This is a genomic window from Pedobacter sp. AW31-3R, from assembly GCF_052180285.1.
Taxonomy (GTDB): domain Bacteria; phylum Bacteroidota; class Bacteroidia; order Sphingobacteriales; family Sphingobacteriaceae; genus Pedobacter.
In genome coordinates this window covers 360,662-382,428 of sequence record NZ_CP197475.1, presented here as the reverse complement: position 1 = coordinate 382,428, position 21,767 = coordinate 360,662, and the positions used below count along the sequence as shown (strand labels likewise).

At 44.6% G+C, this 21,767-nt stretch carries 18 protein-coding genes; 11 read left to right on the top strand and 7 right to left on the bottom strand.

The window, feature by feature from the left end; all coding sequences use genetic code 11:
- Window positions 1-14: 14 nt before the first annotated feature.
- The 3 genes from ACSBL2_RS01610 to ACSBL2_RS01600 all read right to left on the bottom strand — a co-directional run bounded on the left by ACSBL2_RS01610 (window position 15) and on the right by ACSBL2_RS01600 (window position 5,648).
- On the bottom strand, window positions 15-3,047 hold the full coding sequence (locus tag ACSBL2_RS01610; RefSeq protein WP_442589935.1) for a TAT-variant-translocated molybdopterin oxidoreductase: 3,033 nt from the start codon (window positions 3,045-3,047) through the stop codon (window positions 15-17).
- Window positions 3,048-3,093: 46 nt separating this feature from the next.
- The gene (locus ACSBL2_RS01605) at window positions 3,094-4,392 is read right to left on the bottom strand and encodes a c-type cytochrome (RefSeq protein ID WP_442589934.1); all 1,299 of its coding nucleotides are present in this window, start codon (window positions 4,390-4,392) and stop codon (window positions 3,094-3,096) included.
- Between the two features lie 275 nt (window positions 4,393-4,667).
- Window positions 4,668-5,648 carry a deoxyhypusine synthase family protein gene (locus ACSBL2_RS01600; protein ID WP_442589933.1) on the bottom strand — a complete coding sequence of 327 codons (981 nt, stop codon included), beginning with the start codon at window positions 5,646-5,648 and terminating at the stop codon, window positions 4,668-4,670.
- A gap of 456 nt (window positions 5,649-6,104) precedes the next feature.
- On the opposite strand from ACSBL2_RS01600, the gene ACSBL2_RS01595 reads away from it, so the two are divergent.
- Window positions 6,105-7,082 (top strand): helix-turn-helix transcriptional regulator, encoded by a 978-nt coding sequence (locus ACSBL2_RS01595; protein WP_442589932.1) that lies wholly within the window; start codon window positions 6,105-6,107, stop codon window positions 7,080-7,082.
- Here the strand turns inward: ACSBL2_RS01595 and ACSBL2_RS01590 are convergent.
- The 3 genes from ACSBL2_RS01590 to ACSBL2_RS01580 are packed head-to-tail and all read right to left on the bottom strand — an operon-like array spanning window position 7,072 to window position 9,776.
- Window positions 7,072-7,881 carry a heme ABC transporter ATP-binding protein gene (locus tag ACSBL2_RS01590; RefSeq protein WP_442589931.1) on the bottom strand — a complete coding sequence of 270 codons (810 nt, stop codon included), beginning with the start codon at window positions 7,879-7,881 and terminating at the stop codon, window positions 7,072-7,074. The genes ACSBL2_RS01595 and ACSBL2_RS01590 overlap by 11 nt on opposite strands.
- A gap of 7 nt (window positions 7,882-7,888) precedes the next feature.
- Window positions 7,889-8,929, bottom strand: a complete 1,041-nt coding sequence (locus ACSBL2_RS01585) for a FecCD family ABC transporter permease (protein ID WP_442589930.1) — start codon at window positions 8,927-8,929, stop codon at window positions 7,889-7,891.
- A 16-nt stretch (window positions 8,930-8,945) separates the two neighbouring features.
- Window positions 8,946-9,776, bottom strand: a complete 831-nt coding sequence (locus ACSBL2_RS01580; RefSeq protein WP_442589929.1) for a heme/hemin ABC transporter substrate-binding protein — start codon at window positions 9,774-9,776, stop codon at window positions 8,946-8,948.
- A gap of 427 nt (window positions 9,777-10,203) precedes the next feature.
- Here ACSBL2_RS01580 and ACSBL2_RS01575 point away from each other — a divergent pair, with 427 nt between their 5' ends.
- The 10 genes from ACSBL2_RS01575 to ACSBL2_RS01530 all read left to right on the top strand — a co-directional run bounded on the left by ACSBL2_RS01575 (window position 10,204) and on the right by ACSBL2_RS01530 (window position 20,953).
- Window positions 10,204-12,540 carry a TonB-dependent receptor gene (locus ACSBL2_RS01575; RefSeq protein ID WP_442589928.1) on the top strand — a complete coding sequence of 779 codons (2,337 nt, stop codon included), beginning with the start codon at window positions 10,204-10,206 and terminating at the stop codon, window positions 12,538-12,540.
- 1 nt (window position 12,541) lies between these two features.
- Complete coding sequence (locus ACSBL2_RS01570) at window positions 12,542-13,255, top strand: HmuY family protein (protein WP_442589927.1); 714 nt, start codon at window positions 12,542-12,544, stop codon at window positions 13,253-13,255.
- A 13-nt stretch (window positions 13,256-13,268) separates the two neighbouring features.
- Window positions 13,269-14,108: an HmuY family protein gene (locus ACSBL2_RS01565; protein ID WP_442589926.1), complete on the top strand. Its 840-nt coding sequence runs from the start codon at window positions 13,269-13,271 to the stop codon at window positions 14,106-14,108.
- A 22-nt stretch (window positions 14,109-14,130) separates the two neighbouring features.
- Complete coding sequence (locus tag ACSBL2_RS01560; protein ID WP_442589925.1) at window positions 14,131-14,961, top strand: hypothetical protein; 831 nt, start codon at window positions 14,131-14,133, stop codon at window positions 14,959-14,961.
- A gap of 369 nt (window positions 14,962-15,330) precedes the next feature.
- Window positions 15,331-16,089, top strand: coding sequence for an HmuY family protein (locus ACSBL2_RS01555; RefSeq protein WP_442589924.1), 759 nt, complete (start codon window positions 15,331-15,333; stop codon window positions 16,087-16,089).
- 91 nt (window positions 16,090-16,180) lie between these two features.
- Window positions 16,181-16,900, top strand: coding sequence for an HmuY family protein (locus tag ACSBL2_RS01550; protein WP_442589923.1), 720 nt, complete (start codon window positions 16,181-16,183; stop codon window positions 16,898-16,900).
- Between the two features lie 89 nt (window positions 16,901-16,989).
- The gene (locus ACSBL2_RS01545) at window positions 16,990-18,579 is read left to right on the top strand and encodes a S41 family peptidase (RefSeq protein ID WP_442589922.1); all 1,590 of its coding nucleotides are present in this window, start codon (window positions 16,990-16,992) and stop codon (window positions 18,577-18,579) included.
- 215 nt (window positions 18,580-18,794) lie between these two features.
- The gene (locus ACSBL2_RS01540) at window positions 18,795-19,355 is read left to right on the top strand and encodes a biliverdin-producing heme oxygenase (protein ID WP_442589921.1); all 561 of its coding nucleotides are present in this window, start codon (window positions 18,795-18,797) and stop codon (window positions 19,353-19,355) included.
- A gap of 43 nt (window positions 19,356-19,398) precedes the next feature.
- The gene (locus ACSBL2_RS01535) at window positions 19,399-19,764 is read left to right on the top strand and encodes a DUF6686 family protein (protein ID WP_442589920.1); all 366 of its coding nucleotides are present in this window, start codon (window positions 19,399-19,401) and stop codon (window positions 19,762-19,764) included.
- Window positions 19,765-19,819: 55 nt separating this feature from the next.
- Complete coding sequence (locus ACSBL2_RS01530) at window positions 19,820-20,953, top strand: BamA/TamA family outer membrane protein (RefSeq protein WP_442589919.1); 1,134 nt, start codon at window positions 19,820-19,822, stop codon at window positions 20,951-20,953.
- A 27-nt stretch (window positions 20,954-20,980) separates the two neighbouring features.
- Here ACSBL2_RS01530 and ACSBL2_RS01525 read toward each other — a convergent pair whose 3' ends face one another.
- Window positions 20,981-21,763, bottom strand: coding sequence for an O-methyltransferase (locus tag ACSBL2_RS01525; protein ID WP_442589918.1), 783 nt, complete (start codon window positions 21,761-21,763; stop codon window positions 20,981-20,983).
- Window positions 21,764-21,767 lie beyond the last annotated feature (4 nt).

Sequence of the window (21,767 nt, the reverse complement as noted above, 5' to 3'; positions counted from 1 at the left end):
TCTTTAATATCAGCTTACGCTTGTACTGTTGGTAATGAATCTGTGTTTCTAATTTTAGTCATGTAACCTATACCCGGTTGCGTATTGATCTCTTCCAATACATAGTAAGTACGCTCACTACGCAGGGCTTTCGATACTTCCGAATTAGGATCGTTGCCATCACCAAATATAATTGCATTGGCTGAACAAGCTTCCTGGCAAGCCATTTTAATATCTCCGTCTTTCAATGGACGTTTCTCCATTTTAGCTGTTAATTTACCAGCCTGGATACGTTGGATACACATAGAGCATTTTTCCATTACCCCTCTTGAACGTGTAGTTACATCAGGGTTAAGCACCAGCTGCGTAAATTCATTGTTCAGGTAGTTATCGAAACGTGAATCATTCCAGTAGTTAAACCAGTTGAAACGACGTACTTTATATGGACAGTTATTGGCACAGTAACGGGTTCCTACGCAACGGTTATAAGCCATGTGGTTCAGACCGTCTGAAGAGTGTACTGTGGCCAGTACCGGACAAACTGTTTCACAAGGAGCATGGTCACAATGCTGACATAACATCGGCTGGTGAACCACTGATACGCGGTCAAGATCTTCCAGGTGCGCGATTTCTTTTTCTTCAGTAACGCTTTCTGTTCCTTCTTCGAAGCTGTAGTAGCGGTCAATACGGATCCAGTGCATGTCCCTGCGTTTACGAACCTCATCACGGCCTACTACCGGGATATTGTTCTCCACATTACAGGCAACCACACAAGAACCACAACCTGTACAGGCATTCAGATCGATTGCCATCACCCAGTTGTTCCCTGGTTTCTCCCATTTATCCCATAAATCGTAAGATTTGTGGCCTTCACCATGTTTACCTGTTCCTGCCGAAGGATCTTTTACATATTCCTTGAAAGTAGCTTCGCGGATAATATTTCTTCCTTCAAAAGAGTGGTGTGTCTGTGTTTGTGCAAGTTCGTACGTATCACCTGTCTTGGTGATCGTTACTGTATTGGCATACTGCAGTGTACCATTGCTCACCGTCACAAACGGATACGCATTTTTACCTACATTATCACCTGCTTTACCCACTTTCGTACGACCGTAACCTAAAGCGATTGCAGCAGTACCCTGAGCTTGTCCTGGCTGAACCAGTACAGGTAAGGTGATTGAATATCCGTTGCTTGCTTTTACCTCAACAACATCAAATTCTTTAATTTCTAATTTCTCTGCAAACTTCGGTGCAAGGGCGATATAATTATCCCAGGTTACTTTTGAAACCGGGTCAGGCAATTCCTGTAAAAATGCATTGTTTGCATATTTACCATCGCGTAAAGCTACACTTTCATATACCTGAAGCTCGATGTCTTTTGCCAGCGCTTTGCTGCTGTTCAATACTGAAGGGGCAACAGCGGAAAGGGACAAGCTGAAAGTATACGCTCCGGCAGCTTTAGGGGCCGCAGAGAATACACCTGTCTGCAATACATCATTCCATGTTTTACCCAATGCAGGTAATATATTTTTCTCCCAGTTGTTACGCACATACTGGTAGTAATCTTTAACAGCTGCGTTAGACCAGATCAGTAAACTCTGTTCGGCCTGACGGGAGTTAAATACCGGGTTAATTGTAGGTTGTACAATTGAATACGTTCCTTCATACGTATTAGCATCACCCCATGATTCCAGGTAATTCTGGTTAGTGGCAATCACATCACATAATGAAGCGGTTTCATCATTTCTGTCAGAGAAAGAAACTTTGAAAGGTACTTTAGCCAGGGCATCAGTAAATGCTTTCACATTTGCGACGTCATAAGCAGGATTACTGTCCAGGAAGAACACCGCACCAACTTCTCCCCTGTTCATCTCGTTTAATAACTCTGCAAATGCTGCATCATTACCTGCGTAACGTTTGTATGGGGTATCAAGGTCAATCGTTGTACCGTAACTTCCGATAGCCGCATTAATTGCATTCACCAGGATCTGTGTAGACACATCATTGGATCCGCAAACGACCAAAGCTTTACCTTTTTGCTGTACCAGCTCTTTACCTACCAATTTGATCGCTTTTTCAGCAGTCGTATTGTTCGGCAACACCCCACCAGCTAAATTAGCACCGGTAATGGCATTGTACAAAGTGATCAGCGCAGGACCCTGCTCAGATAATTTGATCGGAAGACGGGTGTCTGCATTTGTTCCTGTTAAGCTCATGCCAGCTTCGAACTGGAAGTGACGCGACATTTTGCCTTTAGCCAGGGTTTTATAATTTCTGTTTTCGATATACTGTGAAGTAAATTCTTCACCGCTGATCCAGGTACCCAGGAAATCGGCACCGAAACTTACGATCAGGTCAGCTTTATCAAAATTATATTTAGGGATAACTGCTTTACCAAAACTATTCTCATTGGCCTTAATGATACCGGTATAAGATACGGCATCGTACTGAACATGTTTAGTCGTCGGGAAAGCAACACTGAAGTCGGCCACCACTGCTTTCGCTGAAGGGCTGCTTACTGTAGAAGAAATAATAGCGATTTTCTTTCCTGAAGCTTTAACTTTCGCCAGCTCTGCAGCTACAAAAGCATCTACTTTAGCCCAGGTTGTCTCATCATTCTTAAGAACCGGTGCTTTTAACTTAGACACATCATACAGGTCAAGCACTGAAGCCTGGGCTGTAGAATCTGTACCGCAGTTAAACTGTCCTGCATTAGGATTTGGTTCTATCTTAATTGGTCGGCCTTCTCTGGTTTTCACTAAAACACTCTGACCATTAAAACTGGACACGTAGTAATTAGGGATACCCGGAATTACTTCTTCTGGTTTAATCAGGTAAGGGATTGATTTGTGTACAGGAGCAGGCTGACAAGCGGCAAGTGTAACCGCACCAAGACCAAAGCCCAGGGCTTTTAAAAAGTCACGGCGAGGAGTTACTGTACTTAATCCTGCTTCATTTAAAACATCTTCTATTGGAAGGGGCTCAGCAAATTCGTTTTTGTTGTTTTCAACAAAATCGGAGGTCTTGTTAAATTCCTCTAAGCCTTTCCAGTATTTTTTATTGCTTTCCATTTAAGCTATATTACTGTTTATCGAACGTTCTTGTTATTAAACTCTATTAGTAGTGACATTTACCGCATTCCATTCCACCCAATGCTGCCGGTGTAATTTTCTCACCTTTCTTGATTTTCTCATGAGCCTCAATGATTTTGGTGTAGAATGCATTGTCCTTCACTTCCAGTTTGGTGTCTTTGTGACAGTTAATACACCATTTCATGGTCAGAGGAGAATACTGATAGATCTCTTCCATGGTATTAACAGGACCGTGACAGGCGAAACAAACAGGTTCTTCTGGTTTCAGGCCTTTTTCTTTACGGATAGCTTCTTCAGCTACAACAACGTGTTGTGAGTGGTTGAAGTAAGCGAAATCCGGAAGGTTGTGTACACGTACCCACTCTACTGGTTTTTCTTTCGACTTGTCGTAAGTCATTTTATCTGCATCATAACCCAATGCATTATAGATTTTCTGGATCTCAGGAGAAATATTGCCGTCATGGCTTTCTCTTGCCTGCACCTGTTTGTGACAGTTCATACAAACATTCAGAGAAGGGATCGTTGCATTTTTAGATTCAAATGCACCTGCGTGACAATACTGACAGTCAATCTGGTTCGTACCAGCGTGCAGTTCGTGCGAGAACTTGATCGGTTGCGTTGGCTGGTAACCGGTATGAACACCTGTGTTCCACATGCCCATCCATCCCCATGAACCTAAACTTACCACCAAGCACAGGATAAAGAAGAAGATAAATTTCTTGTTCTTGAATAACTGGTTAACACCGGCAAGCACAGAACCCGATTCTTCCTCGATAATCTCCACACCTTGTTTTTGTAAGATTAAACGTTCTAGCATTTTGATAGCCCTGCCCAGGATCACCAGGATCACAATCGAGATCAGGATGACCGCAACGACTCCCGCTATAGAGAAGCTCGAAATCTCATCCGATGCTCCGGCGCCTGCACCAGCAACTTCACCTTCTTTTTTAGGCTCACCTTCTTTGATGTAAGCAAGGATGCTTTTAATCTGCTCAGGTTTTAAAGTCGGAAAGGCAGTCATCTCTGCACTTGGATTGAACTTCGAAGCCTCAACAGCCTCTTTATCACCCGAAGCGATCAATGCAGGAGCATTGTTGATCCATTTCAGCAAAAACTCTTCGCTTTTGGTGGATACTATCGGCTGCAGTGCAGGACCGATCAGATCGCGGTCGAGAGCATGACATGAAGTACATTTTTCTTTAAAGATGGTTCTTCCTTCTTTTGCGTCTTGTGCTTGTGTACCAGAAACAATTAAAACAGATAGAGCCGATACCATAAATGCCGACTTCCAAACTCTTCTAATGATCAATGAGATATTCCTCATAATGAGTATTTTATACTTTATTTTAAAAAACTTTAATGAACGTATTAGATGTTTAAACTTACGTTCTTCACCATAACGTCCACAAAAGTAAAATTTATTAGGTTACCAATGACAAAGAAATGACAGTAAATACAATTTATAATCATTCTAAACATTGCGTTTATTGGCCTTTAAACAAAGAAAATGAGCAAAATTGACATTTTGCTCATTTTCGGTTATAACAACAATATTTGGTAAGAAATATGAGAATGGTTATAGAATATTTGTGAGAATGATTACATTTTTAAAATCCATGCAAACATTAACGGGGCGACGATTGTTGCATCCGATTCCACAATAAATTTAGGCGTGTGGATGTCCAGTTTACCCCAGGTAATCTTCTCATTCGGCACCGCTCCGGAGTAAGATCCGTAGGAAGTGGTGGAATCAGAAATCTGGCAGAAATAACTCCAGAAAGGAATATTCTCCATTTCCATATCCTGGTATAACATCGGAACTACACAAATTGGGAAATCGCCTGCAATCCCCCCGCCAATCTGGAAGAAACCAATTCCTTTGCCCCCACTGTTCTGGATATACCAGTCGGCCAGGTAACCCATGTATTCAATCCCAGACTTCATCGTGCTCGCCTTTAATTCACTTTTCATGACATAGGAAGCGAAAATATTACCCATGGTGGAATCTTCCCATCCCGGAACTACAATCGGAAGGTTTTTCTCCGCTGCTGCCAGCATCCACGAGTTTTTAGGATCAATTTCATAGTATTGCTCCAGGTCACCGCTCAGCAACATCTTGTACATGTATTCATGCGGAAAGAAACGTTCACCAGCTTCTTCAGCATCTTTCCATATTTTGTGGATGTGCTTTTGCAAACGCCTGAAAGCTTCCTCTTCCGGAATACAGGTATCCGTTACACGGTTGTAATGGTTTTCCAATAAATCCCATTCATCCTGAGGACTCAGGTCACGGTAGTTCGGTACACGCTTGTAATGTGAATGGGCAACAAGGTTCATGATGTCTTCTTCAAGGTTCGCACCCGTACACGAGATGATAGAAACTTTATCCTGACGGATCATCTCTGCCAATGATATCCCCAGCTCTGCTGTACTCATCGCACCTGCAAGGGTAATCATCATTTTACCGCCTTCATCCAGGTGAGTCTCATAGCCTTTTGCCGCATCCATCATCGCTGCTGCATTGAAATGAAGGTAATGCCCCTCCATGAATTTAGATATTGGTCCTCTTGTTACACTCATTTTTGTAAATTTATGCTTGTTTATATGTTATCGTAATGGCTGAATCCTTTCCTGAACCCTTTTTAAGAAAAAATGATTCCCCTCAGTCTGAGGTAAAACGCAAAAATAAGTAAATAATATCATTAAATATCCCCGGCAAAAAACATTGCCAGCCAAACAACCGGTAATCAGACCGGATAACCCAGACTTACAAAAGACCTCTTCCCCGCGGCCCGAGCCAGGGAAACCTCCTGCTAACCTTCGCTCAATGAATTTAAATCGCTCCTGCCCTGCAGCACGCTCTTTGTACTGTAGCCGGATCCTGATCAGCCTTTCCGGACACCACATCATCCAAAAGCGGAACACCCTCAGGTTTTTTTAATTAATTTAGAATCCGTATAAATAATAGTATATTTGAAATCAATAATATTAACTGCCTGAACTGTAATCTTACCCAAGAAAATAAACATATCCCTGATGGTTGTAAAAGCTAAAATTTCCGATCTCGACGAATGGTTGTTTATTGAAGATGTTCCTGATGTGTACTCTCCGAATAACACGCTCGCTGAAAAACAGATTACCATACAACGCTCCCCTGTACAGATGGCCAATTACCAGCTGACGACAGGAGGAATGTTCCTGATGCATGCGGTGATGATGTTCGATGAGTCCACGAGTATCCATACGGACATCAATGGAGAGACGATTACCAGCCATTTCATGTTTTATAAAAATGCTTCCGGAAAAAAGGTCAGCGCTTCTTCCCATGGCAACAGCCGCCACAATATCCGGTATATCCCCTCCACGGTAGCCAACCATGAACTGAGTGCCAAGGTGGAATATACTTACTTTATGGTTGTCCTTTCCAAAGCGTATTATTTTTCACTGATCGACCGCCATTCCATCCTGCACGAACGTTTTGTAAAGGATATCGAGAACGGACAGTTTACCTCTTTCTCCAATGAGGATATGGCCGTTACCCCGGAAATGAGAAAGGTGATCAATGAGATCAGGGACTGCCGCCATTCGGGAGAACTGAAACGCCTGCATACAGAGTCAAAAATCCTGGAACTGCTGATGTACCAGCTGGAACAGCTGAGAAATGATACCGGAATGTCTAAACAGGATATATTTAAGTCGGGCGACTTCGAAAGGCTGGAAAAAGCAAGGACGATATTAAACGAACGTTTCGTTACACCGCCTACACACAAGGAACTCGCGAAAGAGATCCTGCTCAATGAGTTTAAGCTCCGGACAGGCTTTAAAGAGTATTTCGGGGTAACCATGTACGATTACATTACACGGTTGCGCATGGAGCAGGCAAGGCGCCTCCTGCTGGATGACAAAATGAGTATTTATGAAGTCTCCGGTATGTCGGGATTCAAACACCAGGCGAACTTCAGCAAGGCCTTTAAAAAGTATTTCGGTATCCTGCCCAGCGGGGTTAAAGTATAGCCTGGAACTGGAGGCTGTCTATGCTGATTTCCCTTGGCAGGATATAAGGCTTCAGCGTATGTGCATTGATGCTTACATCAGCCACTATAGAAAATATATTGTATACATTTTTAGTGTTCAGCACCTCTGCCGGCGTACCGTCATTCCATTTACGACCGTTCTTTAACATCACCAGCCGGTCTGCATACTGCGCGGCCAGGTTGATATCATGCAGTACAGCAATCACCATGAAATTTTTTCTTGCCAGTGCCGAAACGATAGCCAGCGTCTGCTGCTGGTACTGGAGATCCATTGCTGATACCGGCTCATCCATTAATAGCAATGCCCCCGGACAATCCCAGATCTGCGCCAGTACCCGGGCCAGCTGTACGCGCTGCTGCTCCCCGCCCGATAAGGTGAGGATAGACCTGTCTTCGAGATGGCTCACCCCACAGATGTCCATCATCTTTCCTACAATCTCCAGGTCCTTCGCTGACGGATTACTTTTGTAATGCGGATAACGCCCCATCATGACAATTTCACGCGCCAGGAAATCTATAGTAACGACATTATGCTGGCTCATGACAGCCCTTTTCTGCGCCAGTTCCCCGGCCGCATAACGGCTGATGCATTTTCCGTTTAAGAGGATATTGCCTTCCGAAGTTTTCTTCTCCCCGCTGAGCATCCTGAGCAGCGTGGATTTCCCCGCCCCATTTGCACCCAGCACAGCCACCACTTCCCCGCAGCGTATACTGAAAGAGACATTCTTCAGCAGCGTTCTCTTATTAATCTCGTAGCTTACATTTTCAACTGTTAACATGCTTTTTTTATTGAAGAAGTTTCTTTTTGTCTTTAATTAATATATAGAGGAACAATGGTGTCCCCAGCAAGGCAGTGATGACACCAATGGGCAGCTCTACCGGAGAGACTACCGTCCTTGCAATCATATCGGCCAGCGTGAGGATCAGCGCCCCCAGTAATGCCGATGCCGGCAATACATATTTGTTGTCAACCCCAATAAATAACCTGACGGTATGCGGTACAAGCAGGCCCACAAAACCGATAATCCCCGATACCGCTACTGATGCACCTACCGCCATAGTAGATAAGACCACCACATTACGCTTGACCAGGTTGATCTTCAGTCCCAAGTGATCGGCCTGCGCTTCGCCCAGTGCAAAAGCGTTGAGGGCCTTGCCCATCAGAGGGAGCAGGATAACCGGAACCAGCACAAACGGAACCAATGCAGTGACCGTTTCCCAGGTCGCCCCGCCCAGGCTACCCAGCATCCAGAAAGTAATGTCCCGCAGCTGCTGCTCATTGGCCAGATAAGTGATTAATCCCGTAAGTGCCCCGGCAAGTGCATTGATCGCAATTCCTGCCAGCAGCATTGTGGCCACATTCGATCTGCCATCGGTACGTGAAATCTGGTATACCACCATAGCCGCGAGTCCGGCGCCCGCAAATGCCCCGAAGGCGAGCAGGTAGTATCCCAACAGATTACTCAGCCCTGTAATGATTCCAACCTCCAGCGCAATAATCCCTACTGCAATCAGGGAGGCACCGGCAGAGATGCCAATTAGCCCCGGTTCTGCCAGCGGATTCCTGAATATACCCTGTACCGCAGCTCCGGATATCCCCAGTCCCGCACCAACCAATATACCCAGCACTACCCTTGGCAGGCGTACAATATGAATAACCGCTTCAAATTGGGGCGAGACTTCATGTCCGCTGAATAAACCAGCCTTTTTAAGCAAAATGACCATCACTTCCTTCACCGGGATCTCCATGGCCCCCATGCCCAGAGAAAAAGATACAGAAATAAATAATGCGGCAACTAAGGCCAGGTAAATGAACGTAGGTTTCATAAAATCGGAACGCCTGTTAAAGCTTTTGGTGTAAGGCCGTGATTGCCTGATCCAGACGTACACTAAAGTTAACCAGCAGGTCGGCATCCAGCTGCACAATTCGCTTGTTTTTACCCGCTGTCGTCTGTCCCATGCCAGGCATCCTGAGGATGCTGTTGATCCCCCCCAGACTATTATAGCCGAATTCGAACATGAGGATCACATCCGGATTAGCCCTGATCAGCGCTTCAGTCGTGTAGGGCTTAAATTCAGTGAACTCAGTTACCGCATTCCTGCCACCAGATAAAGTGATGATGGCGTCCATGCTTGTTTTTTTACCAGCGACGAGCATTGTCCCCGTTCCCCTCGCATAAATGAAAAGTACCTTTGGTTGTTTTCCACCATCAGCCTTCACCGCCGCCAGCGCCTGCTTAATTTTCTGTTCTGCCTGCCGGGCCAGTGCATCTCCTTTTTGTGGAACCTGCAATGCCTCAGCGACAGAGCGGATAAAAACCAATGCTCCGTTTACTGAATATTCCTGCCTGATATTGACAAATCTGATTCCGGCCGACTTCAGCTGGTATTGGACTTCTTTTGAAACAGATCCCTCTGGTGCCAGCACCAGGTCGGGTGCAAAAGCAATCAGGCCTTCGGCCGATACAGAGCGGTTATTACTTACCCTTGGCAGCTTGGTCACAAAGGCAGGGTACATGCTTGTCACGTCTACCGCAACAATGTTTTTCCCGAATCCCATCGCATCAACCGTTTCTGTCAGCGCAGCTCCTAATGTGATGATCCTTTTTGGCACCGCAGCATTCACATACAAATGGGTGGCGACAAGCAAAACCAGACATACTATTTTCTTCATGATTAATTGTGTTTTTTGTGCTATTCCTCCAAAACATTCAGTAATCCTACTGTAAATGGAATAAATGAGCTTTCAGCGCTACAAACAACGTGTTTAATCATTCTAAATACAAACTTATGATTTCCATTAGTGCAATCCGTATTCTGGTCATTTCTGCCTAAAAACCAATTTAAAAAAATAACAAAACACTGATTAACAACCAAATAAAATACAACACCCCATAAAACAGGGTTCAACAGCTGTGACAATAGGAAAATAAAAATACGGATGGAATAAAATATAATACGCTTTGAATAAAACTTAATACGCTTTGAACAAATCAAACATGGAATTAATTACACAGTTTTGCATCATTAACTTATTTAGAATCATTAAAGATAAGGGTAAATGATAAACACAGGTTTTCACAATGATTAAATGCTGCCTTATGGTATTCCTCTCTGTTCTCCTATCCTCCAGTCTGTACGCCCAAACCAGGGGCAGCCTGAAAGGCATGGTTACAGATGAGCAGAACAAAGCTATTCCAGGTGCCACCATCGTACTTGAGCCCGATCATAAAGTCGCAATTGCAGATAAAAAAGGAGAATTTAAGCTCCAACAATTGTATCCCGGTACCTATCAGCTAAAAATAACGGCTTTGGGGTATACAGCATATACTTCAGAAACAGAAGTAAAGGAAGGCAGCAATACTTTGTCCCAGATCCGGCTGCAGAAAGCAGAAAACGGTCAGGACCTGGAGGAGGTGAACATCAACAGTGCCCACAAGAATCCGGATAACCTGATCGATATGATCAACACCATCATGCCCAGCAGTGTAATCACCCGCAAAATGATTGAACAAATGGGCAGCAGGAGACTCGATGAAGTCCTGAAGGAACAAACCGGTCTCGCCATGGTGAGTGATATTGGTTCGGGCAGCAGAGCCATAGGATTACAAATGCAGGGTTTTGACAGTGGGTATACCATGATCATGATTGATGGACAACCCATGGTAGGCAGAAATTCAGGCAACCTGGATTTATCCCGAATTACCGTTTCCAATATTGAACGTATAGAAATTATAAAAGGTGCGTCTTCCTGCCTTTACGGAAGTGAAGCCCTGGCGGGAGTCGTTAATATTGTGACCAGAAAAAATATTACACAATCCCAGGGATTGGCGGCTTTGCGTTATGGCAGCTTTAACATGATTGATGCAACACTGGAAGGGGAAACGCCTTTCGCCGGCAAAAAAGGATCTGCTTTTGTATCGGCCAACTACTACCGGACAGATGGTTTCAATTCGAATCCTTACCTGCAGGAAGGCAAAACGGCCCCTCCATTTGACAGCTATTCTTTACAGGGACGCGGGCGCTATAACCTGAATACCATCAGTACACTGAACTTCAACGGCCGCTTTTCTACACGGAAATCCGTCAATACCAAAGATTTCGGCACCGGCCCAAACACTGATGTCCTGACTGAAGATGAGGTTAACGGCTCTGTATCTCTGAACAATAACTTCCGCAATGGAACCCAGCTGAAAACCCAGTATTACCTTACCCGCTTCAAGAACCGTCAGGATTTTACCGATATCAACACGGGCAATCTGCTTGAAGGAAGTAATTTCATCCAGTACCTGCACCGGGGAGAGCTGCAGGCTTCACATGAGTTTAACAGACGCTTTAAATTAACCGGTGGAACCGGTGCTGCATATGAGTACCTGAACGATGTCTCCTACCGCGGGGCCAAGTCAATGACCAATGCTTTCGGTTATGGTCAGGCCGACTGGACGCTGAGCAATACGGTGCAGCTAACCGGAGGTGCCCGCTATGATTACCACAATAAATATGGCAGCAAAATCAATCCGAGTGCAGGACTCCGTTATACCCCATTTAAAAATATCATCTTCAAGGCCGCTGTAGGAACCGGATTTAAAACACCAAACTTCCAGCAACTGTATATGGTGTTTACCAATATCCAGACCGGGTATACCGTGCTGGGTTCGGAAGAATTTGCACGGGAAATTAACATCCTGCAGGATGCCGGCCAGATCCAGAGCATATGGCCCATTGCGAGCCGGATCGGGGGACTCAAACCGGAACGTTCGGTATCCTACAGTACAGGTTTTACCATAACGGCCATCAAATCACTGAAGCTCGACCTGAATGTGTTCTACAATGATATCAAGAATTTCATCAACTCAGAACAGGTAGCAACAAAAACCAGCGGTCAGCAAATATTTTCTTATATCAATATTGCGAAAGCTTACCTCACAGGTGCCGAAATAGGCGTAAACTGGGCGGCTACCCCAAGCCTGAATATCAATGCAGGCTATCAATTGTTATACGCAATAGACCGTGGGGTGATCGATTCCATCAAAGCAGAACAGGGCTTATATGGTCTGGTGTACGATACCAACCTGAACGCCCAGCGCAAATCGGAAAGATCAGATTATTTCGGAATGTCCAATCGTTCCCGCCATATGGCAAACATCAAATTTTCCTATGAACACCAAACAGGCTTCAGCGGCACTTTCCGTGTCAATTACCGCAGCAAATACGGCTTCCAGGAGGCAAACAGGGCAAATAATTTCCTTGACAACTATGACACTTTTGTAAGCGGACATTTCCTGCTCAACCTGTCTGTACAAAAGACCTTCTACAATAAACACCTCGCCCTGCAGCTTACGGCAGATAACTTATTCGATTACCGGGACCAGCTGATGCCTGCACAACAGGGACGGGCAATTCTCGGCGGACTTACTTACAGATTTTTTAAAGACTAAAATGAAGATAAAGATGATCCCTATGAACCAACACCTCTTCAGGCAAATGTTATGCCTGTCGGCCTTTGTACTGTTGCTTACCGCCTGTACCAAAAAGGTGGAACAGCCCGTGCTGGAGGATGGAAAAAGTACAGTAGTGAAAGACCTGGAAGGAGATATCGGTGCCTCTATGGCTGACGGTATCGATGGAAAGGTGAAAAGACCCTTCCTTGATTTTTATTACAACTTTAAAACCGGACAGAAAATTACGGACACCACAACCAATGCACAAACCCTGAACTGGGATATTGGTTTCACCGGAATCTACAACTCCATGATCGTGATCAACAGCGGAACAGACGCGAAGAGTCCGGGTTTTGGCGGTCCGGGACAGGGACTGATTGTCTCTCTGGAAAAAACCTACAGCCAGGTGACCGAAGCACCTGATTTAGCCTATATGAAAGCCAATAACCTGTCATTCGTAGGTTGGGATGCCTATCCGCAACCAGATAACCGCGGATGGTATTTCTATGACCTGAAAACACATATCTCTGTCCCAGTGAAAGGGAGGACTTTTGTACTGCTCACCGCAGACGGAAAATATGCCAAACTGGAGATGCTGAATATTTACAAAGGAAACCCTGCCGTAGTAACCGACCTCCATTGGCCTGCCCCTTATTTTAACTTCCGCTTTTTCGTGCAGGAAGACGGCAGCAGGAACCTGAACACCAATTAAACCTATTGATGCCATGAAACACTATTACTCAAAAATAACCAGTCTGCTGCTGGCCTGCATCCTCTTACTGTCAGCCTGCTCTAAAAGTGAAGATCCTGAACCGGAGGTCATCTTACCCCCACTGCCAGCCATTACCGTGACAGCAAGCGGTGAGTATACCGTTACGGATGTGCCGGGCGACCTTACCGCCTCCATGTCGGGACAAGACCTAAACAGCACCGGCGACTTTAAGCCTTTATATTACAGTCTGGAAGACGGCCGTGCCATTCCGGCAGAATATGCCAATACAGATAAATGGGATATTGCCTTTACAGGGATCTACAACAGCAGTCTCTGGGCTAACAACGGAGCCGTCATTTTCGACAATGGCACCAAGGCTCCGGGATATGGCAGTCCTGCCCGCGGGGGATTGTACCTGGTAATAGATAAAACAGTAGATGCCAAATATTATGACGAAGTGAAACACCAGCCAGTACAGGTACCTATTGCAAAGTCACTGCTGGACGAAGCCTTCAACAATGTGCAATCCGTACCTGTTGCCGATGAACAGCTGTTATCAAGGGGTTACCTTACCCTGGATTACTTTCTTGGAAGCAGCTCAGGTTATGCTTTCTACGACTTCTACGGAGCGATGTTCCCGGGAGATCCTAAAAAAGCACATATCGTTTACAATCTGCCGCGTACGGTGATCATTAAAACTGCCAAAGGAAACTATGCGAAACTGGTGATCTACAGCTTTTACAAAGGAAGCCCGGCAAGTCCGACCCTGGATTCCGAAGCTCCGTTTTTAACCTTCAAGTATAGCATCCTGAAAGACGGAAGCAAAGACTTCAGCAAACTGACAGCCAATTAGACAAACCAATTAAATAAATACGATGAAAAATTTTACGCTATGGATCTGGATACTGGGCATTAGCATGGCCATTACCTCCTGCTCAAAAGATACAGACAGCCCTGTAGAACCAGAGGTACTGGACACAGCAAAAATGGCCGGAACAAACTGGGTACCTGCAAGAGCAGTCAAAATAAGAGATACCACCTATAACTATAGCAAAGTCATCCCGGTAACAGATGCCAGTGGGAAACTGGTATATGACAAAGCAAACTCCCAAACCAGGGAAGGTAAGGGCTATGTATATTACGATGAGAAATTTAAAGTTGTTTATGTGGTAGACTGGCCGGGACAACAGGGCAATGCTTCCGGGGGTGCATACGGATTTGTTCCGATGTATTTCAATTTCGATACCCGTCACAGTGTAGTTACAGCCGCCGCAGAAGCGGGAACTGCCACATGGCATTTAAAACATTACGATATCTATAATGCCTATATGTTAACTGATGGCCCAGCGGCATCGGATGTCTCCGGAAAAGGTAAATTAAGGGTACACCGTACACCATTCGACGAACTTGATGAAGCACTGAGTACCCCGATGGTGAGAACGGATGTACAAATAGAAATGGAAGAATTTACCACAGTGGATGGCTGGGGATCTTACCGCCTGTCAGATCATATCCTTCGCCCATATAAAGACCGTACCATTATTTTCCAGTTACGTGATGGCCGCTATGTAAAATACCAGCTGGCCAGTCTTTACCGCTCCAATCCGACAGTAGTCAATGATAAATATGAATTTGAAGCTCCATTCTACAATTTCAGGTATTTCATTCAGCAGACTCCGGAAGACAGAAACCTTAAAACCAGATAATCAGATTAAAGAAATAACCAGCTTAATTCAATAAAATGATAAAAAAAATAAACCGGTCAGATGAAGCACAGGAAATCAGCCATTGTACAAGCCCGGAAAACCGGGAGAATATTCAGCGATGGATCGTCAACGGAAGATCAGTTTAGAGGCTTTGGATAAGCCGCAGAGCCAAGACACCAGGGCAGTCAATTTTCGCGGAATTGACAAAACCCAGGTACCAGCCCGTGATATCAGAAAAGATTTGATATTGCTTTTAACCTTAATTAATAACCTAAAATTCATCCTTTCAAAATGAAAAATTACCAATCAAGCGCTATGCGCAACAATGCAGTTCTGTTAAACGCAGGCAAATTTAGCAAAAAATTCACAATGTTCGGTTTAGCCGCAGCGATAACAGCTGTATCCATGTTGTCTTCTTGTAAAAAAGATAGCGACGACATCGCCGCTCCTTCACTGAAAGCAAGTTCAGGCCTGGCCTTATCACCAGCTGTTGGCGCATCACTACCACTTTCAAATGTCACTACGGGAACAGTTAGTCAGGTTTCAGCAGGACTTTATAAGGTGACGAATTACTATGTGACACAAAGCGTTTATGACCCTGCAAACCCACACCAGGCAAATGGATTGTATTATTTTGACTTTAGTCTTAATGACAATAAACTGGGACAAACAGCAACAACTCCACCAAGCACTGCCTGGGATTTATCCTTTTCAGGTACAGGAAATGCAGACATCAAAGTAAATTCAGCTGGTGGTGTATCCATTAAGTATCTAAACGAAAACTTCGCTACTGCTTCAGCGCGTACTGCCACTAGCGCATGGTCTGCAGGTACCGCTGTTGCAGCTACCGCAACATTCGGCCACAACAGAACGATTATGACTACCCCTCTAGCAGCACCGGATTATTTAGCTGCTGCATCAGGAACTACAATTAAAGGATGGTGGAACTATTACTTTGGCAACCACCAGGTAATTGCTACAACAGATCTCACTATTTTGGTTGAGGATACAGCAGGTAATATTTATGCCGTCCACATGATCAGTGTATATAATAACGATACACCAACTGGTACACCATTTCCAAGTAATTTCTCTTACTTAACATTTGAGTACAAAAAGTTAAGCTAAATATTAGCGCTCAAGCAAGTCCCGGTGCAGTAATACTGCACCGGGTTTGTTCATCACATGCAATCTTATTCAACCATAATAAAAACAACACATGAATTTAAAACTTACCACACTCCTCTGCCTGACGGCAATTATTTCCTTCAGTGCCTGTAAAAAAGATGACCCGGCGGTAGAACCGGAGCCAGAGATCACCTCTGAAAAACTTTCTGACTATATCACCAAATACAGCAATGGCGTAATTGAAGTGAACAATTACCCAATTGACATGACACGGAGCAATGGAAGAAAACTTGATTATTTCAGTTTCGACGACAATGCTTTCGTTACCACAGATAAGGCAGCCAGTCTGGACTGGGATATCGTTTTCACCGGAGCCAACTCCTTTATCTATACAAATGATGGCACAGCCGATGAAGAATCAGCTTATTATGGCAATGGCTCCACAGTCAGAACTTGTGGGATCATCAAGAACTTTGATGAGGTCAATACTGTTGTTCCTGCGGAATTAAATTTTACAGACGGTTTCTCTGTCGCTATCATTCCATATTCACTAATTGCCACACCTTTTGCGGAATTAAGGGCATATTGGGGGGAAACTGTTTTCACTGAAGCCGGAAACCTTTCTCATATCAAGCCAGATCCTAACCGTTGTTTCATTATTAAGCTTCATGATGGCCGGTATGTAAAGTTCCAGTATATCAACATGTACAAAAATCCAGCAGCCGAAAACAGTGCGACTTCCGAAAAAGGTTTCTTAAGCTTCCGTTATTTCGTAGCCGCAACTGGCAGCACTGATGTGAAAACAAAATAAAAGGAAATTATCCCGGTAGCTGAAAAATAAAATCAGCTGATCCGGGATCTGTTAATTCCTGCAGAGATATTAAATAACATATCCTCATCATGATCAAAAACTCCGGATTCTTCCTCATATCCCTCTTCCTGCTGGCCATTTCAGCCTGCAAAAAAGACAATATTTCCACCGAGGAAGTCCCCATCTCACCAACTACAGGCAGCAGAACACAGTTCACACTGGATTCCATATACCTGTATGCGAAACAGATTTATCTCTGGAGTGATGCCCTGCCAGGATATGACCAGTTTAATCCAAGATCGTATACCACTGAAAGCGCTGATCTCGCCAATTTCAGAAAAGAGCTTTTTGACATTACACAATTAAAGCGCAATCCGCTCACCGGAACAGCCTACGAAGCCACAGCTTATTATGGAACAGCAAAGTATTCCAGCATTACCAATAAAACAGCCAATTCGGGAACTCAGAGTGTAGTCACACTGGAAGGGCAAGGGAACGATTATGGCTTTGCCATGAGCAGTGTCAATAATGAAGTCTGGGTAAGTTATGCCGACCCCGGTGCATTGGCCTGGAAAGCAGGCCTGAGACGCGGCTGCCAGGTACTGACGATCAACGGGGCAGCAGCCAGTCCCGACCTGATCAGCACCGCAATGAACACCTCCACTCTTTCCCTCACCGCTCTAAAACCGGATGGAACAGTCCTGACACTACAATTAAGCCCGGCAGGTTATACTGCTGTTCCCGTATTGACCAGCAAAGTCATTTCCATTAATTCCATCAACACGGGCTATATCGCCTATAATTCATTTTCCGCACTTTCCAACTCACAGGAAGTACTGAATAAAAGTTTCGCTGAATTTACCAGCGCTGCAATTACCGACCTGATCATCGACCTGCGTTATAATCCCGGTGGATATGTACAAACGGCCCAGTATGTTGCCAACCTGATTGCACCATCCGCTTTAAATGGAAAGGTGATGTATTCAGAACACTACAATGAACTGATGCAAGGCGGTAAAGCAACAATCTTAAAAAAACAACCCTACCTGGATGAAAACAATCAGCCGGTAGTCTACCAGGGACGTATGGCCACCATGGCCGATGTCGATTATTCCGTAACAGGCAATACCTATACCTTCAGTAAAAAAGGGGGACTGGAAACGCTGAAGAATATCCATTTTATTGTTTCCGGACAAACAGGATCGGCAAGTGAATTGCTGATGAATAGCTTAAAACCTTATTTTAACCTGAGCATTACCGGCACCAGAACATATGGAAAACCAGTCGGTTTCTTCGGTATAACAATTGACCAGTATACCGTCTATCTATCCAGCTTTCTCATTAAAAATGCAGCCGGATCGGCAGATTATTTTGATGGGATCGCGGTCGACATCGCAGCAGCAGACGATATTACACACGATTTTGGTGATCCACAGGAAGAATGTCTGCGTAAAGTACTTGGCTATATCCAGAATGGAAGGAACACAGCTGCAACAGTCGGCAGCAGCAACATGGGCACTGAAACCAAAATATCTTCAACACTTAGTCGCGCCACAAATTCAGCAGGCAGCTTGTTAAGTAATGGTCAATCTGTAAAGGAGGTACCTCACTCAGGGGACTTAACCAACAAACAGCCATTCCCTGGAATGATAGAAACCAGGTTCAGATTGAAAAATTAGAATTACCGGAAGACACGACTTCAGAAGAAGCCGGGAAAATACAATATATCCAATCCAGACACGTATAAATGGAAGAAAGCCTAACAATTATACATTTATTTAGAATCTTTATAAACAACTAACTATCTTTGGCACACCCAGCATTTACTGAAAGGCAGGATAACCAGAGTTTTATCACAAACAAACACGACGAACACAAACACAAAAAACACATTATGCTGAGTACAAACATTAAAGAAGCGACAAAAGAAGCACACCTTTCCCTGGAGAGGCAAGTGATTCAGAAGATGAAAGCCATCCGCAGCAATGCTGATTACGCAGATTTCTTAAAATATTTCTATACCTATTTCAGTCAGGTAGAAAAAGCCATAGCTCCGTATATTACTGCTGAGTTATTACCGGATTACAACGACCGCCGTAATTCCTCTTACCTCAAAAATGATATTGAAGCATTGGGAGGTAACGTCAATGACATCCCAACAGTAAACCTGCCGGAAATCAACAACCAGTTACAGGCACTTGGTGCCTTATACGTAATGGAAGGTTCGATCATGGGTGGTTCCATCATCGTGAAAATGCTTGAAAAAGGCGGCATCACAGAAGGTGTATCCTTCTTCTCCGGTTATGGAGAGGCAACAGGCCAGAAATGGGGCATTTTTGTGGGTGTAATGAATGCACAGGCCACAAATGAAGAAGAAGAAAACATCGCAGTAAAAGCTGCAAATGAAACTTTCACCCGTTTTGCTGAAGTATTTGACGACGTAAACGTAGCTTAAACCGAATAGCTGAATAAGTAAATATCAACTGGAACCAGCACAAATGCTGGTTCCTTATGAAGAGAAAACAGATATGTGTAAAACACTCGTTTTAAGTACAGGAAAACACACGGCAATTACGCATTGCCCCTGCTGTAAGGTTTATTACATATGGCATAATAACCTGGTACTTAACTTTACCCAACACGATTTCAATAACTTTAAGCATATCATCGATCATGCTGCCTTTGACGAGACAAGCCTCCCTTTTCCTGATAAAGAAGAAAGGATATTACTGCGCACGCCCAATGAGGACATCAGCTTTGCCTTTACCTACCCGGAACTGGAGTCCTTTAAGGAACTGCTCAATGAAGCCATCTACATGAAAGAAGTATATGAGCTGATGGGAACAGCACCCGGCACAAGGTAATTCAGGCAAATTGTTTACTTTCGTCCGGTATTCATCTCCAGGCGTTACTAAACTCATGAAAAGATCCCTTATCTGCCTTGCCCTGTTCCTGATTTCTGCCACACAGGCAGCTGCACAAATGAAACTGATCCGACGGATGTTATCAGAAGATCTGGACACCACCAGGAAAGCAAGTTTTATGCCCCTGCCTTTATTAAGGTATGCACAGGAAGTCGGACTGGAATTCGGTGCCGGCGGATTGTATTCCATGTATATGGATAGGGCCGATACCAGCAACAGAAGTTCTAACTTCTCTACCGTCCTTTCCTTTTCTACCAAAAAGCAATACAATGTCAGTATTAAAGGTGATATATGGACCAAACACAATGCCTATCACCTGATCACTGAACTCCGGTTCAGAAGTATGCCGTTCGACTTCTACGGCATCGGCAACCAGACCCTGGAGGCTAATGAAGACAGGATCTTACAGAACCAGGTAAGGGCGATGTTCGACCTGGAAAAAAACATCCTTCCTTTTGCTTATACCGGCGTATCGCTGGGTTTCGAAAACTTCCGCTTCAAAGACAGGGAGAGCGGTGGCATTTATGACACCAATCCTGCCGTGGAAGGAAAGCCAGGAGGTTCCGTAGTTTATTTGGGAGTATCACAGACTTACGATACCAGAAATTCAAATAACTACCCTACAAAAGGATTTTTCGGCAGGGTATCTTACCAGTATGCACCCGATCTATTTGGTGGCAATGATTTCACCGGAAGTCAGGTGCGGGTAGTTATCCGCAATTTCTGGCCCCTGGCTAAAAAGCTGGTATTGGGTGTCAATGGAATTTATTATACTGTTCAAAGTAAGCATACCCCATTTTACCTGTTGCCGCAGCTGGGCAATGATGAAATCATGCGCGGTTATTATTCCGGCAGGTACAGGGATGAAAACCTGCTTGCCGCCCAAACAGAACTGCGTTACCGCTTCAGTAACCGTTTCGGACTGGTTGCTTTTGCCGGAGGCGGGCGTGTATACGAGAATGGCGGTTTCTCCTTTAAACAGTTTAAGCCCTCTTATGGAGCAGGATTACGCTACTTCTACGATCCTGCCAAAGGTTTAAGCGTCAGGGCCGATTATGGTGCAGGGGAAAAACGCCCGGGTGAAGCCAGGCAATCGGGCTTTTACCTGAGTCTCGCGGAAGCGTTCTAACTTCAGCAGAAAGGCCTATAACCTTTATTAAAACCTGATCTTGAAATGTTCCTTCACCTGCCCCTTTTTAAAGTAAACTAAACCTATCCAGAAAAGATCCACCGTTACCGTTACCTCAGGGTGGTTCTTGATCTCCTCCCAGGCTTCTTTCATTCCCTCACTCCAGTAAATATCATCAAAGATCAAGAGGGAATGTTCATGGACTTTAGGCAGGCACCAGTTGAAGTAGTTCAGCGTAGCATCTTTACGGTGGTTGCCGTCGATATAAACGAAATCCAGCTGTGGCGCATTGTTAATCAGCTCTGGCAGTAGTTCATCAAAGTTACCCACCTGCAGCTCCACATTCTCCAGTTCCAGCTCCTGGAAATTCTGCCAGGCCCTTTTCGCCGTCTCCGGACAGCCTTCTATGGTAATGATGTCAGCATCAGGACAGGCTTTGGACAGGTAAGCTGTGGTGATCCCCAGACAGGTACCCAGCTCCAGTAAAACACCAGGTTGTGCATTTTTTGCCAAGCGGAAGATCAACTGGGCCAAACGTGGTGACTTCAATGCATTTATAGCAATCTGCCTTACTTTTTTTTTCCTGTTCTTGTTCAGGTGAGAACCTGCACCGAGATCTGTCACCGTAACCAGGGTATCGTCATGCAAAAGTTTTTTTCGCTGCTGCTCGATGTGATTGTATTCAGATTTAGCACTAAAATCGTAAATTACCTCATCCACCAGCTTATACACAAATGGCGAATGGGTACCGTGCCTGCTTTTTGAGGTTAAACGATGTTTCAGATAATCGCTGACAAATTGTAATACCATAACC

Excerpts from the sequence above, each read along its gene's own strand:
- ACSBL2_RS01610 (WP_442589935.1), bottom strand. The coding sequence starts at position 3,047 with ATGGAAAGCAATAAAAAATACTGGAAAGGCTTAGAGGAATTTAACAAG.
- ACSBL2_RS01605 (WP_442589934.1), bottom strand. The coding sequence starts at position 4,392 with ATGAGGAATATCTCATTGATCATTAGAAGAGTTTGGAAGTCGGCATTT.
- ACSBL2_RS01600 (WP_442589933.1), bottom strand. The coding sequence starts at position 5,648 with ATGAGTGTAACAAGAGGACCAATATCTAAATTCATGGAGGGGCATTAC.
- ACSBL2_RS01595 (WP_442589932.1), top strand. The coding sequence starts at position 6,105 with ATGGTTGTAAAAGCTAAAATTTCCGATCTCGACGAATGGTTGTTTATT.
- ACSBL2_RS01590 (WP_442589931.1), bottom strand. The coding sequence starts at position 7,881 with ATGTTAACAGTTGAAAATGTAAGCTACGAGATTAATAAGAGAACGCTG.
- ACSBL2_RS01585 (WP_442589930.1), bottom strand. The coding sequence starts at position 8,929 with ATGAAACCTACGTTCATTTACCTGGCCTTAGTTGCCGCATTATTTATT.
- ACSBL2_RS01580 (WP_442589929.1), bottom strand. The coding sequence starts at position 9,776 with ATGAAGAAAATAGTATGTCTGGTTTTGCTTGTCGCCACCCATTTGTAT.
- ACSBL2_RS01575 (WP_442589928.1), top strand. The coding sequence starts at position 10,204 with ATGGTATTCCTCTCTGTTCTCCTATCCTCCAGTCTGTACGCCCAAACC.
- ACSBL2_RS01570 (WP_442589927.1), top strand. The coding sequence starts at position 12,542 with ATGAAGATAAAGATGATCCCTATGAACCAACACCTCTTCAGGCAAATG.
- ACSBL2_RS01565 (WP_442589926.1), top strand. The coding sequence starts at position 13,269 with ATGAAACACTATTACTCAAAAATAACCAGTCTGCTGCTGGCCTGCATC.
- ACSBL2_RS01560 (WP_442589925.1), top strand. The coding sequence starts at position 14,131 with ATGAAAAATTTTACGCTATGGATCTGGATACTGGGCATTAGCATGGCC.
- ACSBL2_RS01555 (WP_442589924.1), top strand. The coding sequence starts at position 15,331 with ATGTTCGGTTTAGCCGCAGCGATAACAGCTGTATCCATGTTGTCTTCT.
- ACSBL2_RS01550 (WP_442589923.1), top strand. The coding sequence starts at position 16,181 with ATGAATTTAAAACTTACCACACTCCTCTGCCTGACGGCAATTATTTCC.
- ACSBL2_RS01545 (WP_442589922.1), top strand. The coding sequence starts at position 16,990 with ATGATCAAAAACTCCGGATTCTTCCTCATATCCCTCTTCCTGCTGGCC.
- ACSBL2_RS01540 (WP_442589921.1), top strand. The coding sequence starts at position 18,795 with ATGCTGAGTACAAACATTAAAGAAGCGACAAAAGAAGCACACCTTTCC.
- ACSBL2_RS01535 (WP_442589920.1), top strand. The coding sequence starts at position 19,399 with ATGCTGGTTCCTTATGAAGAGAAAACAGATATGTGTAAAACACTCGTT.
- ACSBL2_RS01530 (WP_442589919.1), top strand. The coding sequence starts at position 19,820 with ATGAAAAGATCCCTTATCTGCCTTGCCCTGTTCCTGATTTCTGCCACA.
- ACSBL2_RS01525 (WP_442589918.1), bottom strand. The coding sequence starts at position 21,763 with ATGGTATTACAATTTGTCAGCGATTATCTGAAACATCGTTTAACCTCA.